Annotated in this window: 15 protein-coding genes and 1 riboswitch; of the genes, 9 read left to right on the top strand and 6 right to left on the bottom strand. The window is 61.6% G+C overall.

The window, feature by feature from the left end; all coding sequences use genetic code 11:
• Nucleotides 1-20 precede the first annotated feature (20 nt).
• From GT756_RS17250 to GT756_RS17240, 3 genes are read left to right on the top strand one after another with little or no spacing between them, the layout of a single operon-like run.
• A complete protein-coding gene (locus tag GT756_RS17250; RefSeq protein WP_004201596.1) occupies nucleotides 21-1,709 on the top strand; it encodes a sensor histidine kinase in 1,689 nt (562 codons plus the stop codon).
• Nucleotides 1,703-2,422, top strand: coding sequence for a two-component system response regulator BtsR (gene btsR / locus GT756_RS17245; protein ID WP_004144215.1), 720 nt, complete (start codon nucleotides 1,703-1,705; stop codon nucleotides 2,420-2,422). The genes GT756_RS17250 and btsR overlap by 7 nt, the downstream gene beginning before the upstream one ends.
• 47 nt (nucleotides 2,423-2,469) lie before the next feature.
• On the top strand, nucleotides 2,470-2,940 hold the full coding sequence (locus GT756_RS17240; protein ID WP_049092378.1) for a DUF1456 family protein: 471 nt from the start codon (nucleotides 2,470-2,472) through the stop codon (nucleotides 2,938-2,940).
• Between the two features lie 109 nt (nucleotides 2,941-3,049).
• On the opposite strand, the gene metG is transcribed toward GT756_RS17240, so the two are convergent.
• A complete protein-coding gene (gene metG, locus GT756_RS17235) occupies nucleotides 3,050-5,083 on the bottom strand; it encodes a methionine--tRNA ligase (protein WP_004201594.1) in 2,034 nt (677 codons plus the stop codon).
• A gap of 153 nt (nucleotides 5,084-5,236) precedes the next feature.
• Here metG and apbC point away from each other — a divergent pair, with 153 nt between their 5' ends.
• On the top strand, nucleotides 5,237-6,346 hold the full coding sequence (gene apbC, locus GT756_RS17230) for an iron-sulfur cluster carrier protein ApbC (RefSeq protein ID WP_004201592.1): 1,110 nt from the start codon (nucleotides 5,237-5,239) through the stop codon (nucleotides 6,344-6,346).
• On the opposite strand, the gene GT756_RS17225 is transcribed toward apbC, so the two are convergent.
• Nucleotides 6,343-6,804, bottom strand: a complete 462-nt coding sequence (locus tag GT756_RS17225; RefSeq protein ID WP_043520347.1) for a GNAT family N-acetyltransferase — start codon at nucleotides 6,802-6,804, stop codon at nucleotides 6,343-6,345. The two genes, apbC and GT756_RS17225, sit on opposite strands and share 4 nt — an antisense overlap.
• Nucleotides 6,779-7,096: an RcnB family protein gene (locus tag GT756_RS17220; protein WP_017899344.1), complete on the bottom strand. Its 318-nt coding sequence runs from the start codon at nucleotides 7,094-7,096 to the stop codon at nucleotides 6,779-6,781. The genes GT756_RS17225 and GT756_RS17220 overlap by 26 nt, the downstream gene beginning before the upstream one ends.
• A gap of 183 nt (nucleotides 7,097-7,279) precedes the next feature.
• On the opposite strand from GT756_RS17220, the gene GT756_RS17215 reads away from it, so the two are divergent.
• Nucleotides 7,280-8,179, top strand: a complete 900-nt coding sequence (locus tag GT756_RS17215) for a LysR family transcriptional regulator (protein WP_004201589.1) — start codon at nucleotides 7,280-7,282, stop codon at nucleotides 8,177-8,179.
• Here GT756_RS17215 and GT756_RS17210 read toward each other — a convergent pair.
• Together GT756_RS17210 and GT756_RS17205 are read right to left on the bottom strand one after the other, a co-directional pair.
• The gene (locus tag GT756_RS17210) at nucleotides 8,169-9,512 is read right to left on the bottom strand and encodes an NCS2 family permease (RefSeq protein ID WP_004201588.1); all 1,344 of its coding nucleotides are present in this window, start codon (nucleotides 9,510-9,512) and stop codon (nucleotides 8,169-8,171) included. The genes GT756_RS17215 and GT756_RS17210 overlap by 11 nt on opposite strands.
• Before the next feature lie 2 nt (nucleotides 9,513-9,514).
• Entirely contained in the window at nucleotides 9,515-11,326 is a 1,812-nt protein-coding gene (locus GT756_RS17205) for an adenine deaminase (RefSeq protein WP_160124953.1), read from the bottom strand.
• Between the two features lie 120 nt (nucleotides 11,327-11,446).
• On the opposite strand from GT756_RS17205, the gene GT756_RS17200 reads away from it, so the two are divergent.
• On the top strand, nucleotides 11,447-12,361 hold the full coding sequence (locus GT756_RS17200) for a LysR family transcriptional regulator (RefSeq protein ID WP_174562447.1): 915 nt from the start codon (nucleotides 11,447-11,449) through the stop codon (nucleotides 12,359-12,361).
• Here the strand turns inward: GT756_RS17200 and GT756_RS17195 are convergent.
• Complete coding sequence (locus GT756_RS17195) at nucleotides 12,358-12,780, bottom strand: universal stress protein (RefSeq protein ID WP_017899346.1); 423 nt, start codon at nucleotides 12,778-12,780, stop codon at nucleotides 12,358-12,360. The genes GT756_RS17200 and GT756_RS17195 overlap by 4 nt on opposite strands.
• 185 nt (nucleotides 12,781-12,965) lie before the next feature.
• A riboswitch (TPP riboswitch) is annotated at nucleotides 12,966-13,063 on the top strand.
• Nucleotides 13,064-13,097: 34 nt separating this feature from the next.
• Here GT756_RS17195 and thiM point away from each other — a divergent pair.
• The 3 genes from thiM to fbaB all read left to right on the top strand — a co-directional run bounded on the left by thiM (nucleotide 13,098) and on the right by fbaB (nucleotide 15,868).
• Complete coding sequence (gene thiM / locus GT756_RS17190; protein ID WP_004201581.1) at nucleotides 13,098-13,871, top strand: hydroxyethylthiazole kinase; 774 nt, start codon at nucleotides 13,098-13,100, stop codon at nucleotides 13,869-13,871.
• Nucleotides 13,868-14,668, top strand: a complete 801-nt coding sequence (thiD, locus tag GT756_RS17185; RefSeq protein ID WP_009307429.1) for a bifunctional hydroxymethylpyrimidine kinase/phosphomethylpyrimidine kinase — start codon at nucleotides 13,868-13,870, stop codon at nucleotides 14,666-14,668. Before thiM ends, thiD begins: the two co-directional genes overlap by 4 nt.
• 147 nt (nucleotides 14,669-14,815) lie before the next feature.
• The gene (fbaB, locus tag GT756_RS17180; protein WP_004201578.1) at nucleotides 14,816-15,868 is read left to right on the top strand and encodes a class I fructose-bisphosphate aldolase; all 1,053 of its coding nucleotides are present in this window, start codon (nucleotides 14,816-14,818) and stop codon (nucleotides 15,866-15,868) included.
• Nucleotides 15,869-15,884 lie beyond the last annotated feature (16 nt).

Genomic DNA, 15,884 nt, shown 5'->3' with positions numbered 1-15,884 from the left:
GAAATGTGTGGTTTGCGGGTATGTACGAGTTTGATCTGGTGTTGCTGCTGCTTCAGCAGATGTGCGTATTTTTGGTCATCGCGTGGTTGATGAGCAAAACCCGACTGTTTATCCCCCTGATGCAAGTCACCGTTCGCCTGCCGCACAAGCTGCTGTGCTACGTCACCTTCTCCATTTTTTGCATTATGGGGACCTATTTTGGTCTGCATATCGAAGACTCTATCGCCAATACCCGCGCCATCGGCGCCGTGATGGGCGGCCTGCTCGGCGGCCCGGTGGTCGGCGGGCTGGTGGGGTTGACCGGCGGCCTGCACCGCTACTCGCTGGGGGGGATGACCGCCTTAAGCTGTATGGTCTCCACCATCGTCGAGGGGCTACTGGGTGGTCTGGTGCACAGCGTGCTGGTCAAACGCGGCCGGCCGGACAAAGTCTTTAGCCCGCTCACCGCCGGGGCGATCACCTTCGTGGCCGAGCTGGTGCAGATGATGATCATTCTGCTGATTGCCCGCCCGTTCCAGGACGCCCTGCATCTGGTGCAGAGCATTGCCGCGCCGATGATGGTGACCAATACCGTCGGTGCGGCGCTGTTTATGCGCATTCTGCTGGACAAGCGGGCGATGTTCGAGAAGTACACCTCCGCTTTTTCCGCCACGGCGCTGAAGGTGGCGGCGTCCACCGAGGGGATCCTGCGTCAGGGGTTCAACGAAGAGAACAGCATGAAGGTGGCCCAGGTACTTATCCAGGAGCTGGATATCGGCGCGGTGGCGATCACCGATCGCGACAAGCTGCTGGCGTTTACCGGCATCGGCGACGACCACCATCTGCCGGGCAAACCTATCTCCTCGTCGTATACGCAACGGGCGATTGAGACCGGGGAGGTGGTGTATGCCGACGGCAACGAGGTGCCCTACCGCTGCTCGATTCATCCGCACTGTAAGCTGGGATCGACGCTGGTGATCCCCTTACGCGGTGAGAACCAGCGGGTGATCGGCACCATCAAACTGTATGAGGCGAAAAACCGTCTGTTCAGTTCGATCAACCGCACCCTCGGAGAGGGTATTGCTCAGCTGCTGTCGGCGCAGATCCTCGCCGGGCAGTACGAGCGGCAGAAGGCGCTGCTGACGCAATCCGAAATCAAGCTCCTGCATGCCCAGGTTAACCCGCACTTCCTGTTTAACGCGCTCAACACCCTGAAGGCGGTGATCCGTCGCGACAGCGAGCAGGCCGGCCAGCTAGTGCAGTATCTGTCGACCTTCTTTCGCAAGAACCTGAAGCGGCCGACGGAAATCGTCACCCTCGCCGATGAGATAGAGCATGTTAACGCCTATCTGCAGATTGAGAAGGCCCGCTTTCAGGCTAACCTGCAGATCCAGATGGCGGTGCCGGAAGGGCTGGCGCATCACCAGCTGCCGGCCTTTACCCTGCAGCCGATCGTGGAGAACGCCATTAAGCATGGCACATCGCAGCATCTAGGCGTCGGCGAAATTACCATTCGCGCCAGCCAGGACGATCGCTGGCTGCAGCTGGATATCGAAGATAACGCCGGGCTGTACCAGGCCAACCCTCAGGCCAGCGGGCTGGGGATGAATCTGGTGGACAGGCGGCTGCGGGCGCGTTTTGGCGCCGACTGCGGCATCAGCGTCACCTGCGAGCCGGAGCGCTTTACCCGTGTCACCCTACGTCTGCCCCTGGAGGAGAATGCATGCTGAGAGTATTGATCGTCGATGATGAGCCGCTGGCGCGGGAAAACCTGCGTATATTGCTGGAGACACAGCGCGATATCGAGATCGTCGGCGAGTGCGGCAACGCGGTGGAGGCGATTGGCGCGGTACATAAGCTGCGTCCCGACGTGTTGTTTCTCGACATCCAGATGCCGCGCATCAGCGGTCTGGAGATGGTCGGGATGCTCGACCCGGAGCACCGCCCCTATATTGTGTTTCTCACCGCCTTTGATGAATACGCGGTGAAAGCCTTTGAGGAGCACGCTTTTGATTATCTGCTTAAGCCGATTGAAGCTGCCCGGCTGGAGAAAACCCTCGCCCGCCTGCGCCAGGAGCGTAATCTGCAGGATGTGTCGCTGCTGGATGATGCTCAGCAGACGCTGAAATACATACCCTGTACCGGTCACAGCCGTATCTGGCTGCTGCAGATGGAGGATGTAGCCTTCGTCAGCAGCCGGATGAGCGGCATCTACGTGACCGACCGCGAGGGCAAGGAAGGGTTTACCGAGCTGACCCTGCGCACCCTTGAGAGCCGCACGCCGCTGCTGCGCTGCCATCGCCAGTATCTGGTGAATATGGCGCACCTGAAGGAGATTCGCCTGGAGGAGAATGGTCAGGCGGAGCTGCTAATGCGCGCCGGGCAAACGGTGCCAGTGAGCCGACGCTATTTAAAAAGCCTGAAAGAGGCGATTGGCCTGTAAAGCTGCTACACTGCGCCCCATTGCATCATCGACAGTAAAAGGCACTCATGCTCAGTAATGATATTCTTCGTAGCCTGCGCTACACCCTGAAAGTCAATAATAACGATATGGTGCGCATTCTTGCGCTATCCGCTATGGAATCCACCTCCGCCAGCTTCGACACCTGGACCACGAAAGAGGATGAAGAGGGCTTTGTCCGCTGCCCGGACATTATTCTGTCGGGTTTCCTCAACGGCCTGATCTATGATAAGCGCGGCAAAGACGATTCGGCGCCGGAGTTAGCGCTGGAGCGTCGGGTGAATAACAACACGGTGCTGAAAAAGCTGCGGATCGCCTTCGCGCTGAAAACGGACGATATTGTGGCGATCATGAGCGAGCAGAAATACCGCGTGTCGGTGCCGGAAGTGACCGCCATGATGCGATCGCCTGACCACAAAAACTACCGCGAGTGCGGCGACCAGTTTCTGCGCAATTTCCTGCGCGGGCTGACCCAGCGGGTGCATCACCCGAAACCGTGATTTTTGCCGGGTGGCGGTTTCGCCTTACCCGGTCTACATAACCCGTAGGCCCGTGCAAGCGCAGCGCCGCCGGGCAAAAAAAAGCCGGAGATACTCTCCGGCTTTTTTGTTATTTCACCTGCTGACCCGGCCTGGCGCCGTCGTCAGGGCTTAACAGGAAGATATCCTTCCCGCCAGGGCCGGCGGCCATCACCATCCCTTCCGAGATACCGAAGCGCATTTTGCGCGGCGCCAGGTTGGCGACCATCACCGTCAGGCGGCCAATCAGCGGCTGCGGATCCGGATAAGCGGAGCGGATGCCGGAGAAGACGTTACGTTTCTCGCCGCCCAGATCCAGCGTCAGGCGCAGCAGCTTGTCGGAGCCTTCAACAAATTCCGCGTTCTCAATCAGCGCCACGCGCAGATCGACTTTGGCGAAATCATCAAAGGTGATGGTGTCCTGAATCGGATCGTCCGCCAGCGGGCCGGTCACTGGCGCAGCTGCGGCTTTCACCTCTTCTTTTGACGCTTCAACCAGGGCTTCGACCTGTTTCATCTCAATGCGGTTGTACAGCGCCTTAAACGGATTGACCTTGTGCGCCAGCAGCGGCTGCTGAATGGCGTCCCAGCTCAGCTCGCTGTTGAGGAACGCTTCCGCACGCGCGGCCAGCTGCGGCAGGACCGGTTTCAGCCAGGTCATCAGCACGCGGAACATGTTCAGACCCATGGTGCAGATGGCCTGCAGGTCGGCGTCGCGGCCTTCCTGTTTCGCCACCACCCACGGCGCCTGCTCATCGACATAGCGGTTGGCCACGTCGGCGAGCGCCATGATTTCGCGGATGGCCTTACCGAACTCGCGGCTGTCCCACGCTTCGCCGATGCTTTCCGCCGCGTCGGTGAAGGTTTTGTACAGCGCCGGGTCGGCCAGCTCAGCGGCCAGCACGCCGTCAAAACGCTTGCTGATAAAGCCGGCGTTGCGCGAGGCGAGGTTAACCACCTTGTTGACGATGTCGGCATTCACGCGCTGGATAAAGTCTTCCAGGTTAAGGTCGATATCATCGATGCGCGAAGAGAGCTTGGCGGTGTAGTAGTAGCGCAGGCTGTCGGCATCAAAGTGTTTCAGCCAGGTGCTGGCCTTGATAAAGGTGCCGCGCGACTTGGACATCTTCGCGCCGTTGACCGTCACGTAGCCGTGCACGAACAGGTTGGTCGGCTTACGGAACTGGCTGCCTTCCAGCATCGCCGGCCAGAACAGGCTGTGGAAGTAGACGATGTCCTTGCCGATAAAGTGATACAGCTCGGCCGTGGAGTCTTTCTTCCAGTATTCGTCGAAGCTGGTGGTGTCGCCGCGCTTGTCGCACAGGTTCTTGAAGGAGCCCATGTAGCCGATCGGCGCGTCCAGCCAGACGTAGAAGTATTTGCCCGGCGCGTTCGGAATTTCGAAGCCGAAGTACGGCGCATCGCGGGAGATGTCCCACTGCTGCAGGCCGGACTCAAACCACTCCTGCATTTTGTTCGCCACTTGCTCCTGCAGCGCGCCGCTGCGGGTCCACGCCTGCAGCATTTCGCTGAATGACGGCAGGTCGAAGAAGAAATGTTCGGAGTCACGCATCACCGGCGTGGCGCCGGAGACCACCGATTTCGGGTCGATAAGCTCGGTAGGGCTGTAGGTCGCGCCGCACACTTCGCAGTTATCGCCGTACTGGTCTGGAGATTTACACTTCGGACAGGTGCCTTTCACAAAACGGTCCGGCAGGAACATGCCTTTTTCCGGATCGTAGAGCTGAGAGATGGTACGGTTTTTGATAAAGCCGTTCTCTTTCAGACGAGTGTAGATCAGCTCCGACAGCTCGCGGTTCTCATCGCTGTGCGTCGAGTGATAGTTGTCGTAGCTGATGTCGAAGCCGGCAAAATCGGTCTGATGCTCCTGGCTCATCTCGCCAATCATCTGCTCCGGAGTGATACCGAGCTGTTGCGCCTTGAGCATAATCGGCGTGCCGTGGGCGTCGTCGGCGCAGATGAAGTTGACTTCATGGCCGCGCATTCGCTGGTAACGGACCCAGACATCAGCCTGGATGTGCTCCAGCATGTGGCCGAGGTGGATGGAGCCGTTGGCGTACGGCAGGGCGCACGTTACCAGAATTTTCTTCGCGACTTGAGTCATAGTGAGCATTACATCTTCTGTTGTAAAAAGGGCTTCCGATATTACCAAAAGGGCTGTGGGTGCGCCATAAATGGCTGCCCATATATGGATAATCCTTACCTGTGATAAACTCTGTGATTACTGAAAGCATCTCAAAACAACAAAGGAGTCGGGATGAATTCGCAATCCCAGGCCAAATCCCCCGAGCGCCTACGTGCGATGGTCGCCGGGACGCTGGCCAATTTCCAGCACCCAACCCTGAAGCATAACCTCACCACCCTCAAGGCGCTGCACCATGTCGCCTGGCTGGATGATACCATTCATATTGAGCTGCAGATGCCGTTCGTCTGGAGCAGCGCCTTCGAAGCGCTGAAAGAGCAGTGCAGCGCCGAGCTGCTGCGCATCACTGGCGCGAAGGCTATCGACTGGAAGCTGACCCACAGCATCGCCACCCTCAAGCGCGTGAAAAACCAGCCCGGGATCAACGGCGTGAAGAACATTATCGCCATCAGCTCCGGGAAAGGCGGCGTCGGTAAATCCTCCACGGCGGTAAACCTGGCGCTGGCACTCGCCGCGGAAGGGGCGAAGGTGGGCATTCTGGATGCCGATATCTACGGCCCGTCGATTCCCACCATGCTTGGCGCGGAAGACAGCCGCCCGACCTCGCCGGACGGCACCCATATGGCGCCGATCATGAAGTACGGGCTGGCCACCAATTCCATCGGCTACCTGGTGACTGACGACAACGCCATGGTCTGGCGCGGCCCGATGGCCAGCAAGGCGCTGATGCAGATGCTGCAGGAGACCCTGTGGCCGGATCTGGATTACCTGGTGCTGGATATGCCGCCGGGCACTGGCGACATTCAGCTGACGCTGGCGCAGAACATTCCGGTCACCGGCGCGGTGGTGGTCACCACGCCGCAGGACATCGCGCTGATCGACGCCAAAAAGGGCATCGTGATGTTCGAGAAAGTGGAAGTGCCAGTGCTGGGGATCGTGGAAAACATGAGCATGCATATCTGCAGCAACTGCGGGCACCACGAGCCGATCTTCGGCACCGGCGGCGCGCAAAAACTGGCCGAGAAATACCACACCCAGCTGCTGGGCCAGCTGCCGCTGCATATTACGCTGCGGGAAGATCTGGATAACGGCACGCCGACGGTGGTGGCGCGTCCGGAAAGCGAATTTACCGACATTTACCGCCAGCTGGCGGGCCGGGTGGCGGCCCAGATGTACTGGCAGGGAGAAGTGATCCCGGGTGAGATTGCCTTCCGCGCCGTTTAAGGCCGCGGCGAGCGCATCAGCCAGTATCTGCCCTCGGGCGAGGCGCCCTGTGCTTCGATGGTCCAGCCGTGACGCTGGTAGAAGCGCAGGGCGTTTTTATTTTCCATCAGGCACTTCAGCGTCCCGCTGGCGGTAAAGGTCCGTTCGACCTGCGCCAGCAGCGCGCTGCCGATATGTTTGCCCTGCCAGTCCGGGTCGACGAACAGATGGTGAAGGAAATTATCGGCGGTCCATACGGCGGCAAAGCCCACCGGCAGGCCGTCGCATTCCGCGACCCACAGCTGTTCATCCGCGGTGGCGGCATCGAAATCTTCCAGCCGCCACGTCGTGGAGGGAAGCCAGGTCCACGACACACTGCGCGCCCGCAGGAAGAGCTGGCGCAGCGCCGGAGAGTCCGCTGGTTCGCCGGGGCGGATGCGGATATTAAGCGGATCAGCGATGATAGAAGATCTCGCCATCGTACACCTTGAGGATTTTGCCTTCGGTGTCGGTGATCAGCACGTAGTTACCGCCCATATAGGTCCAGTGGCTGCCGGCGTCCGGCGCGGGAAGATTACGCTGCTGCCAGCCTTTGATGTTGTATTCCGGGGTAAGGTACATCGCCGGAACGGTGTCGCCAATGTGAAACTGGGTGAAGTCGGCGGTGAACTCTTTCAGCGCATACTGTTCGATCCCCGCGGCAGAAGCCGTCCAGCTGGCGCCAGCGGTGGCAAGGAGTACGCCCAGAAGCATCATTTTTGTTTTACGCATAATTTCCTCAATATTACCTGGACTCAAAATAGCAGCCTCGTATCATTCCTGATGCGTTGCTGAAATGGCAAGCACTGGATTTTTAAAAAGTGTAAGCAAAACACGGCGCAAGTCCGGCGCCGCTTGCGTTGCAGCGACGGTGATGCGTATTTTGGGAGCAATCTGAAGCAGGGGAGAATCGGCATGTTCAGGTTGGAAGATCTGACCTTATTTGTCCGCGCCGCGGCACTGGGCAGTTTTAGCGACGCCGCGCGCGAGGCGGGGCAGCAGCCGGCGCAGGTGAGCGCGGCGATTAAACGTCTGGAGACGATCCTCAATATTCGCCTGTTCGCCCGCTCGACCCGCAGCCTGCGCCTGACGCCGGAGGGGGAGACCTGGCTGCCGTATGCCACCCAGATGCTCGATACCCTCGAGGCCGGCCTGCAGAAGATCCAGACCCCAGATGATGAAATTCGCGGCATGCTGCAGATTGCCGTGCCGTCAGACCTCGGGCGTAACCTGCTCCTGACCTTGTTCCGCGACTTTCGGCAACGCCATCCGGCGCTGCGCCTGCGGCTGCTCTTTTCCGACCAGCTGACCGACGTGTTTAAAGATCCGGTGGACGTCGCGTTTCGCTATGGCAATAACGATGACGCCTCGTTTATTTCGCTGCCGGTGGCGCCGGAAAATCGTCGGGTGCTGGTGGCCTCCCCAGAGTGGATCGCCCGCCACGGCGAGCCGCAGACCCTTCAGGAGCTCGGCCAGCACAATGCGTTGATCTACATTTTGCGCGGCCGCCCGTTCGACCGCTGGTCACTGAGCCTCGACGGAGAAGTTCAGCAGCAGAAGGTCTCCGGCACGGTGATGAGCGACGACGCGGAGGTGATCCGGCGGCTGGCGGTGGCCGGGGAGGGCATTGCCTATAAATCGATGCTCGACGTCAGCGACGATCTGCGGGCGGGCCGCCTGCGGCGCCTGCTACCGCGTTACCAGGGGGATATGGTGCCGTTGAACCTGATTTGTCCGCACCGCAAGCAGCTCTCTGCCGCGGTGCGTTTGTTATATGAAGAGGTGAAAGCACATTGTGAAGGGCTTAATGTCTGACTAAGGTCGCGAAGTAGTAGACCAGCGGGACGGCCAGCACCCACAGGCCAATCGGGATTTCCCGCCACTTGCCGGCGATGGCCTTGATCACAATGTAAAACAGCAGCCCGCCGGCGATACCGGTGCCGAAGCTGTTGGCGATGAGGGTGATCATCACCATCATCAGCACCGGCAGGCCGTCGGTGAAGTTGCCGAGATCCACTTTGCGCAGGCCGCTGAACATGTTCAGGCCGATCAGGATCAGCGCCGGGGCGGTGGCCTCCTTCGGGATCATCAGCGCCACCGGCGTGAACAGCAGCATCAGCAGGAACATCACCGCTGCCGACAGCGCGGTGAGGCCGGTTTTGCCGCCGGCTTCCGCTGCCGCAGATGACTCGATTAGCGCCGTTGCCGCCGGAATCCCCACCCACGGGCCGAGCGCCGCAGCAATCGAATCGACCATAAACGGGCGATTAATCTGCGGCATGTTGCCTTCTTCATCCAGCAGACCTGCCTCGCCGCCCACCGCCAGCGTCGTCCCCATGGTGGAGAAAAACTCAGAAGCGAAAAAGACGAACAGGAACGGCAGGAAGGCGATGTTTAACGCCCCCAGCAGGTCGACCTGTCCCAGCACCGGCGCCAGCGAGTGGGGGACATCGATAAAATGCGTCGGCAGTTTGGTCACGCCGAACGGGATCCCCACCAGGGTAGCGCACAGAATGGCCCACAAAATGGCGCCCGGCACCTTACGCGCCTGCAGGGCTATCGCCAGGAACAGGCCGCACAGCGCCACCAGCGCGCTGGGGGCGAGAAAGTCGCCGAGCATCAGGGCGTTGGTTTTCGCATTGGCGAGCACCAGCCCGGCGTTGCGAAAGCCGAGAACGGCGACAAACAGGCCGATGGAGGCCGTCAGCCCCAGCTTGATCGACTGTGGCACCGAGCGGGTGACCACTTCGCGCAGGCCAAAGCGGGTCAGCAGGAAGAAGAGAACCCCTGACCAGCAGGCGATCCCGAGGCCTGTCTGCCAGCCAATCCCCTCGCTACCTGCCAGCGTGACCCCTACCAGCACCGAGCCGCCAATGCCCGGGCCGACGATAAACGGCAGGTTGGCGTAAAACGCCATCAGCAGCGAACCGACGACGAAGACCAGAATGGTGCCGGTGGTGGCGGCGCCTTTGTCCATCCCGCCGATCGCCAGCAGTCCCGGGATGACCACCAGTAAATAGGCGGCGGCGAGGAAACCGGTGATCCCGGCCAGGCATTCAGTGCGTAGCGTGCCGCCGCGCGAGCGCAGCGCAAAGCGGCGCTCCAGCCAGTTATCGCGGGCGGAAGAGTGAAGTGTGTTATCGGCCATGCTCAGGCTCCCTGAGGATTATTGTTGTGAGGCGTTGGCGCCGGGGTCTCCCGGCAGGCTATCAACGGGTCGACTATCTGGCGGCTGCCGCCGTCGGTGAGACCCAAATCGGTTAAATGCGGCCCGGCGTTACAGGCAAGACAGGTGCCTTCAATAGCCTTGAAGACCCGGTACGGCGGCTCCCAGTCAGCGACTCTGCTGCTCAGATCGCGCAGCTCGCGGAACTGACGCGCCAGCTCGACGGCCGGCAGATCCGACAGCATGCCGGCAATCGGCATCGCCACATGGGCGAGGATCTCGCCCTGTTGCGCCAGCGCCATCCCGCCGCCGGAGGCGATAAGCTGGTTGGCCGCCAGCGCCATATCCTCAGCATCGCGCCCGAGCACCACCAGATTGTGTGAGTCGTGGGAGTAGCTGGTGGCGATGGCGCCGCGCAGCTCGCCCCAGCCTTCAAGCAGGGCGATTTGCGGCGTCGCCTGATGGCGGCCGTGGCGGTGCTTGACCCAGATCAGGGTGAAGCCGGCGGGCAGCTGGACCTGGCCGTCGCGGATCTGCACCTCGACCTCACCCCACTGGGTGAAGCGCGCGCCGCGGATATGGCGCAGGCGGGCGACGCCGTGGCGAATGCCCTTGATGCGCAGGATAAAGTCATCGGCGGCGAGGGGGGCTATCTGTAAGGTATCGCGCGGCGGCGTTACGCCCGGCGCCGGGGCGATCGGCTTCAGCAGGCGGCCGGCCTGGGCCAGCCGTTCCCCGCCAACATAGACTTCGCGGGCCGCCAGTTTTTCCAGGGAGTCAAACACCACCAGATCGGCGCGCCGCCCGGCGGCAATCAGCCCGAGATCGTGGCGCTGCAGACGAATAGCGGCGTTGAGGGTGGCGAAACGCAGCGCGTCGACCGCCGGTAAACCGTGCTCGATCAGCAGGTTGAGCAGGGCGATGATCCCGCCTTTCTCCAGCAGCATATCCGGCGGCACGTCATCGGTGCAGACGGTGATCTGCGAGGAGAGGTGCGGCAGCGTTTTCAACGCCGCGACGATATCCGGCAGCAGATAGGGGTGCGAGCCGCGGATCTCGATCGTCAGACCGGCGCGCAGTTTTTCCAGCGCGTCGTCCGCCGAGGTCAGTTCATGATCGGAGGTGACGCCGGCGGCGAGGTAGGCCTGCAGGTCGGCGCCGCTCAGGCCGCGGGCGTGGCCTTCAATCAGTTTGCCGCTGTTGAGACCGGCCTGGACAATCTCCTGCATCCGCTCGCTGCCGTGCAGCACGCCGTGCATATCCATCACTTCTGCCACGCCGCGCACTTCCGGCCAGCCGAGCATGGTCTCCATTTCCGCGCCGGCGAAATCGGCGCCGGACATTTCGAGGCCGGGGGTGGAGGGCACGCTCGACGGCGCGGCGACCATCACCTGCAGCGGCAGGTGGCGGCTGGCGTCTACCGCGTAGCGCACGCCCTCGACGCCGAGCACATTGGCCAGCTCATGCGGATCCCAGAACACCGCGGTGGTGCCCTGGGTGAGGACGATTTCGGCGTAGCGCTCAGGTGGCAGATGCGAGCTTTCGAGGTGCACGTGGGTGTCCATCAGGCCGGGCGACAGGTAGCTACCGGCCAGGGAATGCACTTCATGGGCGTCGGCGCGGCTGCCGCGGGGGTGGACGCTGGCGATCATCTCGCCGACGATACCGATGTCAGCGGGACGAATTTCGCCCGTGGCCATATCGACGATCTGCGCATCGACCAGCAGCAGATCAAACGGGGATTCGCCGCGCGCGGCCTGCACGGCGCGACGGCGGACTTGAGCATTGCTGGACATAACCACTCCGGCACAAGGATAATGCGGATACTCTAGGGGCACAGCAAACGTTTGCCCAGATGAATAAATTTATCACCCGATAAGCTCGGGTTATTGTGCAGGACCACCGTAGCGAACCCGATAATGAAAGAACCCTGGCAGCGGCTGCCCGCGCTCTCACTTAAACAGCTTCAGTATTTCGTCACCCTGGCCCAGCTGCGCCATTTTACCGATACCGCCAGTCGGCTGGCGATTAGCCAGCCGGCGCTGAGCAGCGCCCTGCGGCAGATTGAAACGGTGCTCGGCGGCAAGCTGGTCAACCGCACCGCTTCGGCGGTCACCCTGACTGAGCTGGGGGCGGCGATTTTACCCCACGCCCAGCGGATCCTCAGCGTGGCGCAGGCGGCCTTTTTCGATATGCAGCAGATCGTCGAGGCGGGCGGCGACGGGACGGTGCGCATCGGCCTGGTGCCGTCGGTCAGTTCGCTGCTGTTTCCTCTGCTGCCGCAGACCCTGGCCCAGGCCTTTCCCCGCCTGCGCATTGAATTTCACGATCAGACCAACGATGCGCTTATCCTGGCGCTGCAGCGTGGCGAGATTGATTTCGGCATCGGGGCGATCGACAGCTCACTGCCCGCGGAATTGCTGGTCTATCCGCTGCGCGACGATCCCTTCGTGGCGGTGCTGCACCGCGACGATCCGCTGGCCGTGCAGGCGCATCTGCCGTGGAAACAGCTGGTGGGGCGGGACATTGCCGTGTTCTCGAAGGGCAATATCCAGCGGCTGGTGGCGGCATTAGTGGAGAGCCATCGCCTGACGCTGACCACCCGCTACCAGGTGGACTATATCGAAACCCTGTATGGCCTGGTACGCTCGCGCTTAGCGGTGGCGATTCTGCCGGAGCTGTACACCACCCATCTGCAGGACCCGGCGCTCAAGGTCGCCCAGCTGCAGCAGCCGGCGTTGACCCGCACGGTGGCCCTGATGCGCGGGCCGCAGGCGCTGCCGCCGCTTATCGAAGACTGTTTTTCCCTGCTGCAGGCCGCCTTGCGCTAGGGCAGGTGCTTGATCAGCACGTCTATGGTTAAGTGGTTGATGTACTCCAGCGAGTGTGAGGAGAGGACGCCCAGCAGCCGGTTATGGTGCCCGGCAATAATTAAATCGATCTGCCGCTGTCGAATGCAGGCTTCGACATCTTCAAACCGGCGAGTGGTCACCAGCGAGAGAGTATCCACCGGCAGGGAGACGGTGCAGGCCAGCTCGTTGAGCAGGGCTTTGGCCTGGATCACCTCCTGCGAGACCTGATCGTCGCGCAGGCTGTCGGAAACATAGTTCAGCGCCCGGTAGTCGGTGCTGATGTGGGCGATGGTGATGCGCATGCCGTTCTCTTCTGCCATTCTGGCGGCATGCTCGAGCAGCGGGACGCCGTCCTGACTGCTGTTGATCAGTACCAGCGCATGGTGATAAACGGCCATGGCGTATATCCTCAGTAGGCTAATTAGCTCATGATGTCATCATTTTCCGCCCGCCAGCAGCGGAATGCAATCTTGCCCGGTCGCTTGATGAGCATGATGGCCGCGATGGTGTCGTATGCAGGGCTAAAGGCTTGTTGTATGAACCGGTGAGTTGCGGTAAATTCCACAACGCTTAACAATTTCACTATTTTGACTCGGGGTGCCCTTCTTCGTTGAAGGCTGAGAAATACCCGTACCACCTGATCTGGATAATGCCAGCGTAGGGAAGTCAGAGACCGCAGGGTCATTGCTTCTACCTCGTCTGGCGGGAGCAAACCATGCCTGAGCTGCTGAATCCCGCGCCTGTCGCGCACCTGCGCCATCTGCTGCGCGCCCATTCCCCCCTTGTGCACTGCATGACCAATGACGTGGTGCAGACCTTTACCGCCAATGTTCTGCTGGCCGTCGGCGCCTCGCCGGCGATGGTGATCGATCCCCGCGAAGCGGCGCAGTTCGCCGCCATCGCCGATGCGCTGTTAATCAACGTCGGCACCCTGACCGCAGACCGCGCCGTGGCCATGCGCGCCGCAGTGGAGCAGGCCCGCCAGGCCGGCAAGCCCTGGACGCTGGATCCGGTGGCGGTCGGCGCCCTGACCGTGCGCACGGCCTTTTGTCACGAGCTGTTGGCCCTGCAGCCGGCGGCCATTCGCGGCAATGCCTCTGAAATTCTGGCGCTGGCCGGGATGAGCGGTGGCGGGCGCGGGGTGGATACCACCGATACGGCCGCCGCAGCGCTGCCGGCGGCCCAGGCGCTGGCTCGTCAGCTGAGTACCGTAGTGGCGGTCACCGGCGAGGTGGACTACGTCACCGACGGCGAGCGGGTGCTCAGCGTGGCGGGCGGCAGTGCGCTGATGACCCGGGTGGTGGGCACCGGCTGCGCGCTGTCGGCGGTGGTGGCGGCGAGCGCGGCGCTGCCGGGCGACCGGCTGGAAAACGTGGCCGCCGCCTGCGGGCTAATGAAGCAGGCCGGGGAAATCGCCGCCCGTCAGGGAGGCCCAGGCAGCTTTATTCCGGCGTTTCTCGACGCGCTGTATCAGGAGGTGCAGGGATGAAACGCATCAACGCCCTGACCATCGCCGGCACCGATCCCAGCGGCGGGGCCGGTATCCAGGCCGATCTGAAAACCTTCTCCGCGCTGGGAGCCTATGGCTGCTCGGCGATCACCGCCCTGGTGGCGCAGAATACCCGCGGCGTGCAGTCGGTCTATCGTATTGAACCGGACTTTGTGGCGGCGCAGCTCGATTCGGTATTCAGCGATGTGCGCATCGATACCACCAAAATCGGCATGCTGGCGGAGACCGATATTGTGGAAGCCGTGGCCGAGCGGCTGGCGCGCTACCGGGTGGCCAATGTGGTGCTGGATACCGTCATGCTGGCGAAAAGCGGCGATCCGCTGCTGTCGGCCTCGGCGGTGGAGACCCTGCGTCAACGATTGTTGCCGCAGGTGTCGCTGATCACTCCAAACCTGCCGGAAGCGGCCGCTCTGCTTGACGCCCCCCATGCGCGCAACGAGCGCGAAATGCTGGAGCAGGGGCGGGCGTTGCTGGCGCTGGGCTGCGGCGCAGTATTAATGAAAGGCGGCCATCTCGACGATGCCGAAAGCCCGGACTGGCTCTTCACCCGCGAAGGGGAACAGCGATTTACCGCGCCGCGAGTGCAGACCAAAAACACCCACGGCACCGGCTGCACACTCTCCGCCGCGCTGGCGGCGCTGCGCCCGCGTCACGCCGACTGGGCGGCCACCGTTACCGAGGCCAAGGCCTGGCTGTCGGCGGCCCTGGCCCAGGCCGACTCCCTGGAGGTGGGCCACGGCATCGGACCGGTACACCATTTCCACGCCTGGTGGTAAATGGCAGCGTAACGGGACAGCAGAATCTCCTGAAAAAATGCCCTCCCGGCTGGAAAATAGGCTAAGTCGGTACCAGGCTTAACCTGCCCAAAATAATTGGGTTGGGATAATGCATGCCGGCTCCGGCCGGCCTTACGGGAGATTGCTATGACTGATATTACACAGTTGCTGGGCAAAGATGCCGAGAGCCTTTTGCAGCACCGTTGTATAACCATTCCGGCCGACCAGCTGTATCTGCCTGGCGCAGATTATGTTGATCGGGTGATGGTGGATAACAACCGGCCACCGGCGGTGCTACGCAATATGCAAACCCTGTACAACACCGGACGTCTGGGGGGGACCGGCTACCTTTCCATTCTGCCGGTCGACCAGGGCGTGGAGCACTCGGCGGGGGCTTCCTTCGCCGCCAACCCGCTGTACTTCGATCCGAAAAATATCGTCGAGCTGGCGATCGAAGCCGGCTGTAACTGCGTGGCGTCGACATACGGCGTGCTGGCCTCGGTGTCGCGCCGTTACGCGCATCGCATTCCTTTCCTGGTGAAGCTCAACCATAACGAAACGCTGAGCTACCCCACCGAGTACGACCAGACCCTCTACGCCAGCGTTGAGCAGGCGTTCAATATGGGGGCGGTGGCCGTGGGCGCGACGATCTATTTCGGCTCGGAACAATCGCGTCGTCAGATAGAAGAGATTTCCGCTGCCTTTGAGCGGGCGCATGAGCTGGGCCTGGTCACCGTGCTGTGGGCCTATCTGCGCAATTCGGCTTTCAAGAAAGACGGTGTCGACTATCATGTTTCCGCTGACCTGACCGGTCAGGCCAACCACCTGGCGGCCACCATCGGCGCCGATATCGTTAAGCAGAAAATGGCGGAGAATAACGGCGGCTACAAAGCGGTTAACTTCGGCTATACCGACGACCGGGTGTACAGCAAACTGACCAGCGATAACCCTATCGATCTGGTGCGCTACCAGCTGGCCAACTGCTATATGGGCCGCGCCGGGCTGATTAACTCCGGCGGCGCGGCGGGCGGGGAGACCGACCTTGCCGACGCGGTGCGCACGGCGGTGATCAATAAACGCGCCGGCGGCATGGGGCTGATCCTTGGCCGTAAAGCGTTTAAGAAATCGATGGCCGACGGCGTGAAGCTGATCAATGCCGTGCAGGATGTCTACCTCGACGGCAAAGTCACCATCGCCTAAGGCGAAAATCCGGGCG

It is taken from the genome of Klebsiella sp. Q2 (assembly GCF_009900705.1).
GTDB lineage: Bacteria > Pseudomonadota > Gammaproteobacteria > Enterobacterales > Enterobacteriaceae > Klebsiella > Klebsiella quasipneumoniae.
Note: the sequence above shows the minus strand (reverse complement) of the source record. Positions and strands in the feature narration are given on the sequence as shown.